Below are 14,058 nucleotides of genomic sequence, written 5' to 3'. Positions count from 1 at the left end.
GCTCCAGCGATTGTGCGCCTGATGAAGAGGGCAGCATGGATACTCCGACGATATGGGCCTCAGACAGCCTCTAAGGGAAGCGCTGATGGACAGCGCCAAAGCGCAGGGGTTTACTGAATTTCGAGGTCGTAGTTGTTCAGCAGGTTGATCTGCAATCTACCCGTATTGGTGTCATACAGGTTCCACCCCTTGACGGTGCCCTTCAGAATAGCGTCGCGTGTGTTGGTGTAGAGGAGCAGTTTGCCGTTCGACTTGCTGATAACCTGATCGCCCGAGTCATAGCGGCCATTACGGTTGGCGTCGCGGAAGACCACAACGCGGTAGCTGCCGAAAGGCACATTGGTAGGCAGGTCGAGGGCGAACCCTCCCGTCAAATACTTGTCGATCAGCTGAGACTCGCTGGCATCGGCGGTGTACTGACCGTTGTTATAGCCCACGACAGCCAGGCGCAACTTCTGGTCTTTGTCAAAGCCCCTAAGTTGCCCGGTCACGTCTTTCTTAAGGGGGTTGCCCACCAGGGTACAGGCGCTGAGCGTCAGCGTACCTACAGCAGCCAGCAATAAGGCTCTTTTCATGGTCTAAGCCTAGTGGCCCCCCATAGACAGCACAACGGCCCTTTGTCTTAGAAATCGCTCATGTCAAGTTTAGACCTGGTTTCGGTCTTTAGAGCAGTTCTCCGAATGATGGGCACGTCGGAAAAACATCGCCGCCCCCTTCATTCTACGTCCTGCTCTTTTTTTTCACTCGTTTCACTCGGCAAAAAGAGGGTAAAAAGACCACCATCTTTTTGCAAAACGCTCTAAGCGCTAAGAACTCCCCGCAGGCCCCTATAGTTGAGCTATGCAGCGTCCACCGTTTACTGCCCTGGCCGCCGTATACGACGCGATCATGGCCGACGTCGAATACGATGCCTGGGCCGATTTCGTGCTCAGTTATGCCCGTGACGGCGGCCTGAACGCGTCGGAGGCCCTTGATCTCGCCTGTGGTACAGGAGGCTTTACCCACGAGCTGTATAAGGCCGGGCTTCAGGTCACTGGGCTGGATTTCAGCGCCGAAATGCTGGCGCTGGCCCGCAGCAGATTGCCCGAGGTGAGCTTCGAGCTGGGCGACCTGCGACATTTTGAGCTGGGGCGCACCTTCGACCTGTTGACCTGCGTATTCGACAGCCTGAACAATCTGCTGACCCCGGCGGAACTGGGGCAGGCCATTTCCCAGATGCACCACCACCTGAAGCCCGGCGGACTGGCAGCCTTCGACCTGAATACTCGGCTGGGCGTGCGCGAACTGTGGGAAGACGATCAGATCGAGGGACTGGCGCTGACGGCTGACGGTAACGAAGTGCATTACCACTGGTCGCATCATTTCGACCCCGAGGAGGAAGTGGGCGTGGTGCAGGCCTTTTGCCGGGTCATGGGCGAAGCAGGCCAGTCGCAAGAATTTGTAGAAACCCACCGTGAGCGCGGCTACGACCCCCACGAGGTCGCGCCGCTGCTGAAGGCCGCCGGATTCACGCGCTTCGAGACCGTGGAATATCCCGACTACGCCGACCCGACCCCCGACACCCCGCGCATCTGGGTCTTTGCCTGGAAAGAGGGGCAGGCATGACGCCGGAACCTTGGCCAGACCCACCAGTTCCGGTGCTGGGGGCCGGTGGCTGGGGCACAGCCCTAGCGGTCGCTGCCGTCCGCGCTGGGCGCGCCGCGACCCTGTGGGCTCGGCGGCCAGATTTTGCGGCGCACCTGAACGAAGTGCGTGAAAACCGCGAGTATCTGCCCGGCGTGCCGCTGCCCGGCGCAATACAAATCACCGCTGACCTGAGCGCCGCCGTTGCAGGGGCCGGGTTTGCCCTGGTTGTGGTGCCCAGTGTGGGCGTTCCCGAACTGCTGGGCCAACTGCCGCGCGACCTGCCAGTGGTTCTATGCGCCAAGGGCCTCGCCCCAGACGGCGGGCGGCTGTCTGGCCTGGCAAGCGGGCTGGGCTTCAGGCGGGTGGCGGTGCTGAGCGGCCCCAACCACGCCGAGGAGATTGGGCGGGGCCTGCCTGCCGCGACGGTGGTTGCCAGTACCGATGCGGCGCTGGCAGCGGCGATTCAGGCCGCGCTGATCTCCCCTACCCTGCGGGTCTATACCAGTGACGATCTAGTGGGCGTGGAACTTGGCGGCGTGCTGAAAAACGTCATGGCGCTGGCAGCTGGCCTAGGCGACGGCCTGGAGTTGGGTGACAATGCCAAAGCCAGCCTGATGACGCGCGGCCTGCGTGAGATGAACCGCTACCTGAAGGCCCTGGGCGCTCAGGAGGACACGGTCTACGGCCTGAGCGGGCTGGGCGACCTAATCGCCACGGCCACCAGCCCCCACAGCCGCAACCGCGCGGCGGGCGAGGCCATTGCCCGCGGCGACCAGTTGAACCAGCAGGGGCCGCAGCTGGGCGGCAAGGTGGTCGAGGGACTGCGTACGGCGGGCCTGCTCGATGCCTGGGCCACCGCGCACGGCCATGACCTACCTATTGTGCGGGCTGTGGCAAAAGTCTGTGCCGGAGAACTTTCACCGCAGCAGGGTGTGAGCGCGCTTATGGAGCGGGAAGCCAAAGCCGAATAGTCAATGGTTCGGAGAGTTTCAAAGTCCTGTCCTGCCAAAGTCCTGTCCAGCAAAGTGTGACCGCAACGAAGTTTTTAGCTGCTCCCCACCTGCCGGGGATGGGTACAGCCCGCACTGCGAGAGGTTGGGACTCGCAGTGCGCGAAGCGGGGGGGTAACTGGCGTATCAGACAGCCTTAGTTTGGAGTTCTCCTGCCCTTATACGGACTGCCGATTGAAGCGGGCAGTTTTGGATTCAACCCGAGTCTTTATAACGCTCAGGCCAGGGGTTTTTCGAGGCGAACCACCATCATGTAATCGGTGTGGGCGATCAGCTCGCCCGCCTCATCAAATTCGGCCTGAATCTGGGCGCGGCCCGCCGGGTCAAGGGCCGCCACCTGCTCACGGAGCTGGGCCACCGCTTCGGGGCTGCTGCCCGATTGCGCCGTCCACCAGGCAAAATCCATCCGGTAAGGTACCAGCGTGTCCTGTTCCCAGCGCAAGCCCGCCGCCGTTGCCAGTTCGCGCCACTCGGCCACCGTGCGCTGCGTGAAATGACTGGGGTCGCGCGTAACGTGAAAACGGTCGAGCCAGGGCTTGATCTCGGCGTCGGGGCTGATCTGGTCGGCCAGAACGAAGCGCCCACCCGGCTGAAGCACACGGAAAACCTCGGCCAGGAAGCGGCCCACCTGCCGGAAGTGGTGCGGTGCGTGGCGTGAAGTGACCAGCGTGAACGCGGCGTCGGCAAAGGGCAGCTGTTCCGCGCTTCCCAGCACGAAACGGACATTGCTTAGCCCCTCCTCCTGGGCGCGAGCTGTGCCGTGAGCCAGCATCTTCGCGGCCAGATCGACGCCAGTCACCTCGGTCACATACGGGGCGAGAGCCAGGGCGGTATTGCCGGTGCCCGTCGCCACGTCCAGGGCCACATCTACACTTACTGGCGCGGCATACTCCAGCAAAGCGGGCAAACTGGCTCCGAAGCGGTGGACTTCACTGGTCGCGTACTTGTCGGCGTGGGCATTGAACTGCCTGGTGCTGTCTCTCATGGCGCTATTGTCGGCTTCACAGGTTATCAAATCAAATCATAGAGAGTGCTAAGGGGTATCATCTAAAGTAATGGCTTCCTTGGAACAGTTCAGAGTCTTCGTGACGGTCTACCGGGCAGGCAGTGTCAGCGCTGCGGCCCGTGAACGGCACCTGACCCAGCCCGCTGTCAGCGCACAGCTGGCCGCCCTGGAAGCCCGCACCGGGGAAGCGCTATTTACCCGCACACCACGCGGCGTGACCCCCACCGAGCGGGGCAAACTGCTGTACGCGCAGGTGGCCGACGCAGTAGACCGCCTGGAACGGGCCGGGAATGACCTCAAAATCACCGCCCGCAATGCCCGTGGCCCGCTCAGGGTAGGCTGCTCCGCCGAGTTTTTGCAGGGCTACGTGCTGCCGCGCCTGCACGGTGAAGTAGCGCTGCTGGTGACCCTGGACCACGCCCGAACCCTGCTAGCCCAGGTCGAAGGGGGAACGCTGGACGCCGCATTGGTCAGCGTGGCCCCGACAGGCCGCGCCCTGACCGAGCGGCTGCTGACGCGGGTGCCCTATGTTTTGATTGTGCCGCCCGCATGGACCCCGCCACAGCAAGGGCTGGGCGAGTGGCTCAATGCCCGCCCCTGGGTCAGCTACAGCCTGGAACTGCCCACCACCCGGCGGTTTTTTACTCAGGCGCTGGGCCTGCGCTTCGGCGCACAGCAGGCGCTGGTGGCCCCCGACCTGCGGGCCGTGGTGCGGGCCGTCGAGCAGGGGTTGGGGGCCAGTCTCGCACCTTATTTCGCGGCGCAGGAGGCACTGGAAGCGGGCCGGGTTCAGGAACTGGCTACGGCACGCGACCTGATTCCCCCCGAGCACTGGCGCATAGTCTACCGCCTTCCGGACGAGGACCGCGAAGATTTACAGAGACTGGCCCTAGCCCTGGCCCAGCCATAGACCAGTCAAATACACCGAAGTTAGTCTTTAGATTAATCGGGCCAAGCGAGAATCGCCGGAAGGTTCGACCAAGCCACCGTTTCCAGATGACCCAAACACCAGGTCATCCCTACGCTCACACGTGGCCACACCTCTTGCCGCATTAAAGCATTTTGCAAAAAGATGGTGCTCTTTCTACCACCTTTTTGCCGAGTGGAACGAGTGAAAAAGAAAGAGCAGGACGTAGAATGAAGGGAGCGGCAGTGTTTTTCCGACATGCCGATCATTCGGAGAACTGCTCTAAAACCCCACTGTAGGCACAAAAAAAGAAGGAGGCCCGCAAGCCTCCCCCCTTTTTGTGCAGCTTTACCAAGCGTAGAAGATCGCCACGATGAGCAGCCACACCACGTCTACCAGGTGCCAGTACAGGCTGGCCGGAACGATGGAGCCGTGGTTGTACTTGTCCATCTTACCGGTCATGGCCTGGTAGTACGGCAGAGCCACGCCCACGCCGCCAATCAGGATGTGCAGACCGTGCAGACCAACGATGATAAAGAAGCACGACTGCCAGACGTTCTGTTTCCAGTCACTCTCCATACCAAACTTGGAGAATTCGAAGATCTGGAAAATCATGAAGATGGCGCCCAGCACCAGCGTGATAAACAGGCCCAGGCGGAAGCGCGAGTGACGCCCCTCATGATGGTCCTGCTCGGCGCGGTGAATAACGAAGGAGCTGCTAACCAGAATTACGGTGTTCAGCATCGCCAGCCAGGCTGCCGGACGCATGGCGGGCGGCTCGGCATGGCCGCTGATTCGCAGGTACACGTAACCCGCGATGAGCACCGCAAACAGGCCGACTTCCGAGAGGATGAACCAGCTCATGCCCATGAAACCATTGTCGTACTTGGTGAGGTGGTGGTGGGCCACAGGCACAGAGTACTCACGCGTTCCGGCCCACTTGAACAGGCCATAGAAGAACACCGGAATGCTCAGGTACAGCAGCACGCTCGCGAACTTGAACACGCCCGACGCTTCACCGAAAGATTGGAGGCCAGTGGCCGGGTGATAGTTGGTAAACCAGCCGAAGCTCAGGCCATAACCCATCAGCAGCATGGCAAACGCCGTGATGAAAGGCCCCCAGCTGTCCTGCGGCAGGTGAATGGACTTGGGATCGACGGGCGTGAGGGTTTCGCCGCTCTGCTCCCAGTCGTACAGCGGGCGCTCGGTGGGGAAGGTGGTGGGGAATTCGTGGGCGAAGTTGTAAGGCGCAGGTGGGCTGCTGCTGGTCCATTCCAGCGTGTAGCCGCCCCAGGGGTTAGGCCCGGCAGTAATGGGCTTTTGCATGCTCTGGTACATGTTGTAGACCCAGACAATGCCGCCTGCCAGCAGGGTCAGTGCGCCCAGGGTCGAAACAAAGTTCAGTTCAGTCCAGGCGTAGTTGCCCGCAGGGTAGGTGTAGTAGCGCCGGGGCATGCCCAACAGGCCCAGGATGTACTGGGGCAAGAAAGTCATCCACGAGCCGATCATGAACAGCCAAAAGTGCCACATGCCGATCTTTTCGCTTAGGAAGCGTCCGGTCATCTTGGGCCACCAGTAGTAGATGCCGCCCATCGCCAAGAAAGCGGTGCCGAACATCATCACGTTATGGAAGTGGGCGACCACGTAGTACGACATAGTGACCTGATAGTCAAAGGGAATCATGCCCAGCGAAACGCCGGTGATCCCGCCGATCAGGAAGTTAAACAGGAAGCCGATCAGCCAGTAGGTGGGCGTCTTCATAATGATGCGCCCGCCCCACAGGGTGCCGATCAGGTTGAAAATCTTGACCCCAGTAGGCACGGCCACGATCAGGGTGGCGATCATGAAGGCGATTTGCCACGACTCGGGCACACCCACGGCGAACATGTGGTGCAGCCACACCACGCACGACACGATCACGATGCCCAGGATCGAGTACACCATCACGCGGTAGCCGAACAGCGGCTTGCGGGCCATAGTGGAAGCGATTTCCGCGCCGATCCCCAGGTAGGGCAGCAGCATGACGTACACGGCGGGGTGAGAGTAGAACCAGAAAAACTGCTGCATCAGCACTGGCACGCCGCCGATGCCAGGGTTGAACATACTGACACCCACCTTGAGTTCCAAGTAGGTGCACAGCGCCGCAGAGGTCAGGCCACCCAGCGAGAGCAGCTGCAAAATGCTAGTAGCAAAGATGCTCCAGCAGAAGATGGGCATCTTCCACAGGCTCATGCCGGGGGTGCGCATGTTGACGATGGTCGCGGCAAAGTTCGCACTGCCCAGCAGTGACCCGATGCCGTTAAGAATAAAGGCCACCATGAACACGGCGACGCCAGTCTGGTTGGCATCGACCGACATGGGGTAATAGAAGGTCCAGCCCACACCAGGAGCCTGCCCACCCGTAAACGTGCCCGCGACCACCAGCAGCAGGCTGGCGATAAAAAGCCAGACCGCGAAGGTGTTCACGCGCGGCAGTGCCACGTCGCGCACGCCCAGTTGCAGGGGCAGGAAATAGTTTCCGAAGCCGAACAGCCCCATCGGAATCAGGAAGAAAAAGACCATCAGGGCGGCGTGAACCGTCAGCACCTGGTTATAGGGATTACCCACCAAGAAACTCTGCTCGGGCAGCGCCAGCTGGAGGCGAATGCCCACGGCCAGCAGCCCCCCCAGAGCGAAGGCGAAGATGGACACAAAGATGTACAGCAGCCCGATCTTTTTGTGATCGGTGGTCATCATGTAGTCCTTGATGACCTCCCACATGCCACGCTTCTCCGCGTGAACCTGCTGGGGGGCCGGAGAGTATTGAACGGTCATTTCGTTCCTCCTGCGATCTTGCCAGTCCCGTTAATCGGGATTCCAGCCCAGTAATCGGCCTCGTCAGGCAGCTTGAGGCTACGCAGATACGCGGCCACATCATCAATTTCCTGATCGCTCAGGGTGCCGCCCTTGATCATTTTGCCCTTGTCCATGTACTCGCCGCCGTCGTAACGGGGCATCAGGCTGCCGGGCTTGACCACTGGGCTGTGCTTAATCCAGGCGTGCAAATGCGCCGCAGCGTCGGGGGCCATCCAGTGATCTGCCGTCATCGCTTCCCACATACCCGCGCCCAGCGTCCGGCGCGTACCGAAGAAGCTGAGATCCGGGCCGGTGACGCCCGCTGCGGGCGTACCCTGAACGCGGTGGCAGGCCGCGCAGGCCATCGGGGCCGTGGCCGTGCCTTTCATGAAAACATTCATGCCGCGTTCCTCGGCGCTGCCAGCAGCGGGGGCCGGAGCCGTGTACGCTACAGCATCTTTGATGAATGTGTCGAAACGGTTCTGCGGCAGGGCCACGACCTTGAAGCGCATGTTGGCGTGGGAACTGCCGCACAGCTGCGTGCAGTTGCCCTGGTACACGCCCTCGCGCTCCGTGCCGATATTCCAGGTCTTTTGACTACCCGGAATCGCGGCGCGTTGCCCGCCCAGGTTGGGTGCCCAGAAGCCGTGAACCACGTCGGCGCTGGTGGTGGTGACGGCAATAGTTTGCTTGATCGGCACAATCATCTCGTTGCCGTTGGCGACCACGCCGCCCGTGACTTTGGCAGACGGGTAACTGAAGTTCCACCAGAACTGCTTGGCAAGGGCCTCGACGCTGAGCGACTGCTGACTGACCGGGTTGACGCGGGCCATGGTCCGCACTGCCAGGATGCTCAGCAAAATGACGATGAGGGTAGGAATAAAGACCAGTACCGTCTCAAGGCGGTTATTGCCATGAAACTGTTGGGGCGCGTTCTGGTTGTTTTCCTCACGGAACTTGTGCACCGTGTAGAACAGACCCGCAGATACCCCAAGAAAGATGATGAGAGACAGCCCGATGGCCCACAGCCCCATGTTCAGCATCTCATGGTTGTAGCTGGAGGCCTGATCTCCCAGCGAGATCATTTGCCCGCCCTGGCAGCCAGTCAACAGCGTCGCGGTGATCGCTGCCCCCACTGCCAGGGGCCATTTGGCGGTGTGTCGTGCCGTGCCCGGGTTACGGTCGTGGTTGGTGTTCAACTTTGCTCCTTTCTTCTCAAGCTAGTTTAATGTGTCGGGCCGCAAAATGTGTGGGCAAGCGCAGGCGCTGTCAGCGCTAACCTGTCAGACTTCACGCCGACTCTACCGAGCGGTCAGACATAAGTCCAATGAGAGCAGCTTAAGGGGTGGTCAAGTGTCCCAAAGAGGCTGCGTAAGAGGCTGCGTAGAACTGGGTCAGTAGGCAATGAACACAGAAGCGGGAGCTGCGGCTCTGACCTCTGCCCCCACTTCTCCCTCAGCAGTGATCCGGTACCAGTGATCCGGCCTGCTGTCTTTTTTGTTGACAACCCTCAAGAGCACCGGATGACCAACTTTACGCCTGGAACGCGTTTGTCTGCTGCTCGCCTGGGCCTGGACTGAATCCTAAACGGCCCGGTTCGGCCAGAGTCCGTATTACAGCCCCCGGTCAATCGCCCCGGCCAGGAACAGCAGGGCCAGATACAGCATGGAATAGAGGTACAGGGGCACCGCCACCTTGCGCTCGATCTTCACGCCGCTCATACCGTGAACGTACAGCCGCCACGACAGCACCAGAAGCCAGATGCCCAGGGCCAGGGCCACGACGAAGTAAACCGCTCCGACCGCCTGAAAGTACACCGGCATCAGCGACAGCACCACCGTGTAGATGGCGTACAGGCCGATTTGCGCCACCGTCATCTTGTCGCCGTGAACCACCGGCAGCATCGGGATACCTACCTCGCGGTACTCCTCTTTGATCATCAGGGCCAGCGCCCAGAAATGAACCGGAGTCCAGAAGAAGATGATGGCGAACAGGTAGCCCGCGAACAGGTCGAGGTGCCCGGTAACGGCGGCGTACCCGACCAGCGGCGGAAAGCATCCGGCGGCCCCACCGATCACGATGTTGTGCCAGGTGGTGCGCTTGAGCCACATGGTATAGACCACCACATAGAAGAAAAACCCACTGAGGCTCATCCAGGCGGCCAGCGGCGTGCCGCAGACCCACAGCATCACGAAGGACAGCACTTGCAGCGCCGTGCCGAACATGGCGGCGTTGCGAATGGAAATCAGGCCGCTAGAGGTGGGCCGCTTGGCGGTACGAGCCATCTTGAGATCGATATCGCGGTCGATAATCATGTTGAACACGCCCGCCGACCCCGCCGACATGTACCCCGCCACACTGACGACCAGCAGCAGCCACAGCCCCGGCAAAAAGTCGCCCGGCCAGCCCCGCGCCGCCATAAAGACCGCCGTGATGGTCGTAAACAGCAGCAGGCTGATGACCTTGGGTTTGGTGAGCGCCAGGTAATCGCGCCAGGTGGCCCGCAGGGGGGTAGGGGGGATGAGTGGGGTATCAGTCATAGCAGGAGTAGTCACGCCGCCGCTCCAGAAACCGAACTGACTCGCAGGGTGGTCAGGGCGCGGTACACCAGCATAACCGCTGCCAGCCAAGTCAGGCAGGCCAGCAGCAGGTGAAGCAACTGCATCCAACCAGGCGCGTGCAGGGCGATATTGGCAAAGCCAGCCAGCATCTGGGCCACCAGCAGGCCCCACAGTACGCCGCTCCAGCGTAGAACCTCCGCGCCTGGGCGCAGACGGCGCAGCCACACCCCCAGCCAGGCCAGGTATGCACTGGTCAGCACGGCCAGCATGGGGTGAACGACGCGCAGTTTTTCGATGATGCTGGCCGTAGCAGCGTAGTCATGCTTGACCGTGCCGATGCCCACGCTGCCGTCGGCAGGCAAAAACAGCAGGTCGCCGAGCGCCGTTACCGCCCCCGCCATACCCAAAATGAGCAGCAGCACCAGCCCAGCAGCGCTGAGCGCCCCGGCGCGGCCCTGACCACGCAGCCGCAACAACGGCTGTCCGGAGGCCCACAGCGCCGTGAGCAGAAGCGCCCCCAGCAGCGCAAAGGTATTGGCAAGGTGAATGCCTTGCACAAAACCCCGCGCCGGGTCGGTACTCTGGGCGGTCAGGCCCAGCAGCACCTGCACACCGCCCACCAGACCTTCCAGAATAATCAGGCCCAGGGTCAGCAGCGCCCCGAAGCGGGCCGGGTGCCCCTTGCCAGTCACGGCAAAAGCCAGGGCGACCAGCGCGATTGCCAGCAGCCCGCTGGCCCCGCTGGTCAGGCGGTGGCTGAATTCGATGACGGTATGCAGAGTCGGACTCTGCGGCACGACCACGCCGTTACACAGCGGCCAGTGGTCGCCGCAGCCCGCCCCGGCGCCCGTGATTCTGACCACCGCGCCCCACAGGATGACCAGCACGTTATAGGCCAGTGCCGCCCAGGCCAGCCGGGGCAACCATAGCCCCAGCCCCGCGCCCGTTTGCGCCGAAGCCTTCAGCGTTCCGCTCAATAGATTCACCTTCCTTTTCGCGCCTCGGTGCAGCCGAACCTGCCAGCTGCCCGCAACAGCGCGAGACGGTAGCATTTTAACGGTTTCTTATTTGATGATTGTCCCCTTGACCCCCGCAACAAGCGCACCGGCCTGAGCAACTGGCACACGCAAGGCATCGGCTTAAGGCACCGGTCTTAAGACACTTGGCCTGCCCCCGAATGCGTAGACTGGCGGCAACTATGGCTGAAACCATCAATACCTGGTCTGTAATCACTATCGTCATCAGCGGGCTGGTTCTGCTGCTGGGCGTCTACTTCATTCGGGCAGGCAACCGCGCAGCGCACATGCGGGCCATGCTTACGGCGAGCGCCCTGGCGACCCTATTTTTGGTGCTGTACCTGACCCGCCTGGGCCTCGGGTACGAGAAAAAATATGCCGGGCCGTACCACGGTGCTTACATCGCGCTGCTTATCAGCCACATCATTCTGGCGGCGGCTAACGTGCCGCTGGCGCTGCTGGCCCTTTGGAACGCCTGGAAGGGGCTTCAGAACGCAGGCAATCTGGGCAACATCGACGCGCCCGCCACCCGCCCCTTTTTCGATAAACACCGCGCCTGGGTGCGCTGGACCGTTCCGGTGTGGCTGTACGTGGCCATTACAGGCTGGATTATTTACCTGCTGCTGGGCAGATACGGCGTGGTCATGAAAGGCGCGTGAAGCTGAAGCGTTCGTACGACACTGGGCTTTTCTGGGCTGGGTCTTTCTCGGTTGAGCTTTTCTCGGTTGTGCGGCCCTCTTGGGCGGGGAACGGCCACTGCTCGGCCTTGTAGACCTCGCCGGTCAGGGATTCCAGCGCCCCCCACATGGCCCCCAGCGTATAGGCCGAATTGGAATAATCCAGCGGGAGCGGGCCGCTGGTGCCGATGGTCTCGGCCACGGTCACGATGATCTGTTCACCGCGCTCCTCGATTTCTTTGACCAGACACAGGCGCGTGCCGCTTTGACCGAGGGCTGCGTCGAGCAGATACTTGAGCTTTTCGATAGGCAAGTTGAGGTGACCGACACCCCAGTCGTCTACCAGCGCGTGTCCCCGCAGCCGCCCGGCACGGGTCACGACGACCCCGGCGGCTTGCTCGCCCAAGACATCTTCGATGCCGCGCAGCATGCCCTGAAACCAGGCGATGGAAATAAAGTCCCCCAGCGCTCCGCGCCCGGCCAGGCCGCGCGGCGACTGAGCTTCACGCGGCCTGGTATCGAGCTGGTCAAGCAGCTTTGCAATCTCAGTAAAGTACTGAGAAGGGATAGATGTCGTAACTTCCTCCATGAACAAGTGACTGCCTCCGCCCACAAGGTAGCTGGCCACCCGTGACATTTTCCTCACAGTGGAATGGTCAGTCGGTCATGAAGACCGCCATCAGACAGCGGGGCGGGGCTGGAAGTACCCAACATGAAGGGGGGCCGCACGGATTGCTCCGGCGACCCCTCCCCCACTAAACGCTCAGTTCCAGCGTCCGCCGCGCTCGCGCTTGAGTTCGGGTTCAGGCGCGGCGTAGATTTCCTCGGCCCGCGAGAGCTTCTTGCGCCCGTACAGGCCCTCCAGGACGAATTCAGCGGCGGCCACGCGCACAGCGTCGTCACTGCTCTGGGCGACTTCCTGCGCCAGTTCGCTTAGGTTGGGCACCTGTTCGGCGGCCTGCACCGCAGCGGCAGTCTCGCCACCCTGCGGAAAGCGCAACACGTTGCCCTGATCGAACCACTTTTCGAGGTCGCGGGTGTTGGCGTTGCCGTAACGGCGGGCAAACACAGCCCCCGCCGCCTTGCGAATAATGTCTTTGGCGACCTGATCGGCCCCCTTAAGTTCACCTTCATATTCCAGTTCCATCTTGCCAGTGATGGCTGGAAGGCCCGCGTATACGTCGCTGACACGGGTCACTGGGGCATCGCCCGACACGAGGCTGCGGCGCTCGGCGTTGGCGGCGGCCACTTCCATCAGCGAAATCGGCAAGCGCTGCGACACCCCAGAAAGCTTGTCCACGCGGCCATCCTCACGGGCCTGGAACGCGATTTCCTCAATCAGTTCGGCAATAAATTCGGGCACCGTGACGCTACCGTCGCGCACAGCCTCCTGGGCGGTGATGTTCATGCCCAGCCGGACATCGGTAGGGTAGTGGGTGCGGATTTCGCTGCCAATGCGGTCCTTGAGGGGCGTCACAATTTTGCCGCGAGCGGTGTAGTCCTCGGGGTTGGCGGAAAAGACCAGCATTACATCCAGTTCCAGGCGAATGGGGTAGCCCTTGATTTGCACGTCGCCTTCCTGAAGGATGTTGAACAGGGCCACCTGCACCTTGGGGGCAAGGTCGGCCAGTTCGTTGACCGCAAAAATCCCCCGGTTGGCGCGGGGCAACAGCCCGAAGTGCATGGAGCGCACGTCGCCCAGGCTGGTGCCCAGGCGGGCGGCCTTGATGGGGTCCACGTCGCCAATCAGGTCGGCCACCGTCACGTCGGGCGTGGCGAGTTTTTCGACGTAGCGGTCGGCGCGGGGTAGCCAGCGAATCGGCAGCTCCAGGCCGTGGGCTTCCAGCAGGTGCTTGCCTTCTGCGCCCACCGGGTTAAGCACGTCGTCGGGCATATCCACGCCGTCGATAACTGGCACGTAGTCGTCCAGCAGGCCAGTAATCGCCCGCAGAATCCGGCTCTTGGCCTGACCGCGCAGCCCCAGCAGAATGAAGTTCTGGCGGGCCAGCAGCGCATTGACCAGTTGCGGAATCACGGTGTCGTCGTAGCCGACCACGCCGGGAAACAGTTCCTCGCCGCTGCGGAGTTTGCGGGTCAGGTTGTCACGGACCTCGTCTTGCACCAGACGAATCTGGCCGTCAAAGGGTTTGCGGCCCGCGTAAGAGGGCGTCTGAAGAAGTTCGCCTAGCGTCCTGGGTTGGGTATCCATGCTGCGGGAAAAGTAGCACGCCCGCCAGAACCGGAATGTGCCCGAGAGCGCCAGCACATAGCCCTGCTCACGGCCTCAATGCAAAAAGTCAGGTCACCGAATTTCCGCTGGCAGTTAAGGACAACCAAGTTTGTCTTTAGAGGCTGTCTGAGGCCCATATCGTCGGAGTATCCATGCTGCCCTCTTCATCAGGCGCACAATCGCTGGAGCA

12 protein-coding genes are annotated in these 14,058 nt (G+C 61.6%); 4 read left to right on the top strand and 8 right to left on the bottom strand.

Features of this window, described 5'->3' with window-relative positions; all coding sequences use genetic code 11:
• Window positions 1-110 precede the first annotated feature (110 nt).
• Window positions 111-575 carry a hypothetical protein gene (locus QZ269_RS09390; protein WP_291426454.1) on the bottom strand — a complete coding sequence of 155 codons (465 nt, stop codon included), beginning with the start codon at window positions 573-575 and terminating at the stop codon, window positions 111-113.
• 265 nt (window positions 576-840) lie between these two features.
• On the opposite strand from QZ269_RS09390, the gene QZ269_RS09385 reads away from it, so the two are divergent.
• The gene (locus tag QZ269_RS09385; protein WP_291426453.1) at window positions 841-1,605 is read left to right on the top strand and encodes a class I SAM-dependent methyltransferase; all 765 of its coding nucleotides are present in this window, start codon (window positions 841-843) and stop codon (window positions 1,603-1,605) included.
• A complete protein-coding gene (locus QZ269_RS09380; RefSeq protein ID WP_291426452.1) occupies window positions 1,602-2,597 on the top strand; it encodes an NAD(P)H-dependent glycerol-3-phosphate dehydrogenase in 996 nt (331 codons plus the stop codon). The genes QZ269_RS09385 and QZ269_RS09380 overlap by 4 nt, the downstream gene beginning before the upstream one ends.
• A gap of 256 nt (window positions 2,598-2,853) precedes the next feature.
• On the opposite strand, the gene QZ269_RS09375 is transcribed toward QZ269_RS09380, so the two are convergent.
• Window positions 2,854-3,621, bottom strand: coding sequence for a class I SAM-dependent methyltransferase (locus tag QZ269_RS09375; RefSeq protein ID WP_291426451.1), 768 nt, complete (start codon window positions 3,619-3,621; stop codon window positions 2,854-2,856).
• A gap of 70 nt (window positions 3,622-3,691) precedes the next feature.
• Between QZ269_RS09375 and QZ269_RS09370 the strand changes: the two genes are divergently transcribed.
• Window positions 3,692-4,552, top strand: a complete 861-nt coding sequence (locus QZ269_RS09370; RefSeq protein ID WP_291426450.1) for a LysR family transcriptional regulator — start codon at window positions 3,692-3,694, stop codon at window positions 4,550-4,552.
• Window positions 4,553-4,897: 345 nt separating this feature from the next.
• Here QZ269_RS09370 and QZ269_RS09365 read toward each other — a convergent pair whose 3' ends face one another.
• The 4 genes from QZ269_RS09365 to QZ269_RS09350 form a co-directional block, all read right to left on the bottom strand.
• Window positions 4,898-7,363 (bottom strand): cbb3-type cytochrome c oxidase subunit I, encoded by a 2,466-nt coding sequence (locus QZ269_RS09365; protein ID WP_291426449.1) that lies wholly within the window; start codon window positions 7,361-7,363, stop codon window positions 4,898-4,900.
• Window positions 7,360-8,583, bottom strand: coding sequence for a cytochrome c oxidase subunit II (gene coxB / locus QZ269_RS09360; protein ID WP_291426448.1), 1,224 nt, complete (start codon window positions 8,581-8,583; stop codon window positions 7,360-7,362). The genes QZ269_RS09365 and coxB overlap by 4 nt, the downstream gene beginning before the upstream one ends.
• A 414-nt stretch (window positions 8,584-8,997) precedes the next feature.
• Entirely contained in the window at window positions 8,998-9,924 is a 927-nt protein-coding gene (locus tag QZ269_RS09355) for a heme o synthase (RefSeq protein ID WP_291426447.1), read from the bottom strand.
• An 11-nt stretch (window positions 9,925-9,935) separates the two neighbouring features.
• Window positions 9,936-10,922 (bottom strand): COX15/CtaA family protein, encoded by a 987-nt coding sequence (locus tag QZ269_RS09350; protein WP_291426446.1) that lies wholly within the window; start codon window positions 10,920-10,922, stop codon window positions 9,936-9,938.
• A gap of 221 nt (window positions 10,923-11,143) precedes the next feature.
• Between QZ269_RS09350 and QZ269_RS09345 the strand changes: the two genes are divergently transcribed.
• The gene (locus QZ269_RS09345; RefSeq protein ID WP_291426445.1) at window positions 11,144-11,620 is read left to right on the top strand and encodes a DUF420 domain-containing protein; all 477 of its coding nucleotides are present in this window, start codon (window positions 11,144-11,146) and stop codon (window positions 11,618-11,620) included.
• On the opposite strand, the gene QZ269_RS09340 is transcribed toward QZ269_RS09345, so the two are convergent.
• Both QZ269_RS09340 and QZ269_RS09335 read right to left on the bottom strand, forming a co-directional pair.
• Window positions 11,604-12,227, bottom strand: a complete 624-nt coding sequence (locus QZ269_RS09340) for a hypothetical protein (protein ID WP_291426444.1) — start codon at window positions 12,225-12,227, stop codon at window positions 11,604-11,606. The genes QZ269_RS09345 and QZ269_RS09340 overlap by 17 nt on opposite strands.
• Window positions 12,228-12,401: 174 nt before the next feature.
• Window positions 12,402-13,847: a sigma 54-interacting transcriptional regulator gene (locus tag QZ269_RS09335; RefSeq protein ID WP_291426443.1), complete on the bottom strand. Its 1,446-nt coding sequence runs from the start codon at window positions 13,845-13,847 to the stop codon at window positions 12,402-12,404.
• Window positions 13,848-14,058 lie beyond the last annotated feature (211 nt).

Origin of the sequence: Deinococcus sp. (assembly GCF_018260405.1) — a bacterium.
Classification (GTDB): domain Bacteria; phylum Deinococcota; class Deinococci; order Deinococcales; family Deinococcaceae; genus Deinococcus.
This window is presented reverse-complemented; position numbering and strand designations above follow the sequence as displayed.